Origin of the sequence: Psychrobacter sp. FME5, from assembly GCF_014861375.1 — a bacterium.
Taxonomy (GTDB): Bacteria; Pseudomonadota; Gammaproteobacteria; order Pseudomonadales; family Moraxellaceae; genus Psychrobacter.
The window spans coordinates 1-2,810 of record NZ_RRYX01000183.1; the positions used below are offsets into that span (position 1 = coordinate 1).

Below are 2,810 nucleotides of genomic sequence, written 5' to 3' on the forward strand. Positions count from 1 at the left end.
CACCATGAACTCCGGCTATTTGTTCAGGACTCCAGCTGTCTTTTAGCTTATCTGTGACCCAATCCCATACATCAGCGATGATAGTGAAAGCATTGTTAGAGCGTCTGTCACAAGCCTTGTTATTAGCATGATTAGCTCGGTAACCTCGAAGGCTTTTATTGCGTCTGATCTCTCTTGATATGGTGCTAGGACTTCTTCCTAATGTGTCAGCTATAAATTTAATACTATGTTCTGCCCCTATAAGGGCATAAATCTGGTATCGTTCCCCTAGGCTTAGATGTGTATAGTTCATGGTTGCAATCTCACTTTGGTCGGTGGATAAAGACTTTGATGCTAGCGCATCTAGGTCTTTTTTTCACCTCGCATTTGGTATTGCACTTCATGTGTTAATCTAAGAAACGTTTAAGCATAAAAAAGCGCGGTGTTATAAATAGCACCGCGCTTTTTCTTATCATATAGTCGGTTCAATATAAAAGAGATACAGCGGGGCTGGAATAAATTTTTTGTAGCCTCTGTCGGCGTAGGCACAGCAAGCAAGAAAAATTTGTACCAGTCACGCAGCATAGTATCGTGTATCTATTTTATTCAGTATCAGCTATAGTTATGGCTGATAAACCTAGCAAATACTAATCGATATACACTACCTCTAACGGTGGGAAGCCATTAAACTCAACAGATGAGTAGGAGTTGGTATAAGCACCTGTCGCCAACCAATAAACTTTATCACCAATCTCAAGCTCTTGAGGCATCTGATAGCCTGCTTCTTCATACATGATATCTGCTGAATCGCAGGTTGGCCCTGCCAGCACTACCGTACCAGCTGACGTTGAGGTTTCCATTTTAGGCGTATAAACGGGATATTTAATCGCCTCACCCAAGGTTTCGATTAAGCCTTGGAACAGTCCCACATCGGTATAAACCCAGCGCGTTGTTTCATCCTGCGCCTTACGTGAAATCAGTACCACCTCACTGACTAACACCCCAGAACTTGCCACCAAAGAGCGTCCAGGCTCCAAGATAATCTCTGGCATATCATCGACACCATAACTGTCCACTAAATACTGTTTTACGGATTCGGCGTAGTCTTGTATGGTATTGACCTGATTTAAGTACCTAGCAGGGAAGCCGCCCCCTAAATTTATCATTTGTAGCTTAATATTTTGCTGATTTAAAAGCTGTTCAAAGATGTCTTTGACCATCAACAAAGCGTCATTCCAGACAGTGACTGATTTTTGCTGACTACCCACATGGAATGAGACGCCATAAGGTACTAAACCTAGCTCGCGCGCTTGGGTCAATAACTCGACGGCCATATCAGGGTGGCAACCAAACTTGCGTGACAATGGCCATTCCGCAGTGTCTGAACCTTCTACCAAAATACGCACGAAAACATTGGATCCAGGAGCGTGCTCAGCGATATTTTTTAAATCTGCTTCTGAGTCGGTGGCATATAGGCGCACGCCTTTGTTATAGGCGTACTTAACGTGTTGCGCCTTTTTAATGGTATTACCATACGAGATACGACTGGTATCGACGCCGCAGTCCAGCACTCGGTCCAGCTCATAGATTGAGGCACAATCAAAGTTTGAACCCAACTCTGCTAATAGCTTAATGACTTCTACTGCCGGACTGGCTTTCATCGCATAATGGACCTTCGCATCAGGAAATAAACCGACCATTTCATTGAATTTGAGTTTGATACGATTCAGGTCTACTACTAAAAATGGCGTTTCGCGTCCTTCAGCGACTTTGGTGAATTTCTGCCACGCAGCGGGGTCAAAATACTGCTCAATTTTGATCATGGTCATGATGGAAAACCTTTAATAAAGAAAGCGTAGAGCAGAGAAAAAAGCCAACATCGCATCATATAGTAAGTTCAATATAAAAGCGGCACAGCGGGACTGGTATACATTTTTTGCAGCCTCTGTCAGCGTAGACACAGCAAGCAAGAAAAATTTATACCAGTCCCGCGTCATATCATAACGTATCTTTTTTATTTAGAACCAACTATAGCGCATAACAAAGCCATCAGACTTTAACCCATATCATAAGTAACTTATGTGCCGTTTAAATGATGTAAAAAGTAGCTTATATGATAAATCTTACCTCTTAAGAGTTGGTTGGCTGTGGCTGTTTATCTGCTGATGGCTCACCTTGTTTTTCACGTATTTTTATAACTTTACGCACCTTGTCGCGCGCACGAGTCTGTTTTAGACGTGATAAATAATCGACGAATATCACGCCATTTAGATGATCCATTTCGTGTTGGATACAGACTGCAAGTAAGCCTTCTACTTCTTCGTCAATTTTTTCGCCGTTCTCATCTAAGGCTTCGATACGCACTTTATTCGGACGCTCAACACTATCATAGACCTCGGGCACCGACAGACAACCTTCTTCATACGGTTGTTTTTCTTCCACCAATGGCGTCACTTTAGGGTTAATAAAAACCTTAGGCGTGTTTTTTTCTTCGGATAAATCCATGACAATCAGTTGAATATGGCGATCAACTTGACTGGCAGCCAGGCCAATACCCTGAGCGTCATACATCGTCTCAATCATGTCATCGATCAAGGTCTTGATTTCAGCAGTCACTTCCTTGACAGGCTTGGCAATAGTGCGCAAGCGCGGGTCTGGATAATTTAAAATAGGGAGTAAAGCCATGACGCTCACCTCAATAATAGGGATAAAATAGGGTTAATATTATAAGGTAAATGGGGACAAAAGTAATGCTTATCAATACTTTCCGCGTAACTATAGTCAGTGAGAAGTAATATCGCTACATCACGTACTGCAGGTACCGTTTTTTC

General features: G+C 42.5%; 3 protein-coding genes. All 3 read right to left on the minus strand.

The genetic code is table 11. The features are described from left to right. Positions 1-292: helix-turn-helix domain-containing protein (locus tag EI161_RS13860; protein ID WP_192529568.1), on the minus strand; the 292-nt coding region annotated here is incomplete at its 3' end. A 334-nt stretch (positions 293-626) separates the two neighbouring features. Continuing rightward, a complete protein-coding gene (locus tag EI161_RS13865) occupies positions 627-1,802 on the minus strand; it encodes a type III PLP-dependent enzyme (RefSeq protein WP_192529847.1) in 1,176 nt (391 codons plus the stop codon). Positions 1,803-2,109: 307 nt separating this feature from the next. Beyond that, complete coding sequence (gene def / locus EI161_RS13870; protein WP_192523702.1) at positions 2,110-2,664, minus strand: peptide deformylase; 555 nt, start codon at positions 2,662-2,664, stop codon at positions 2,110-2,112. Between the last annotated feature and the right edge of the window lie 146 nt (positions 2,665-2,810).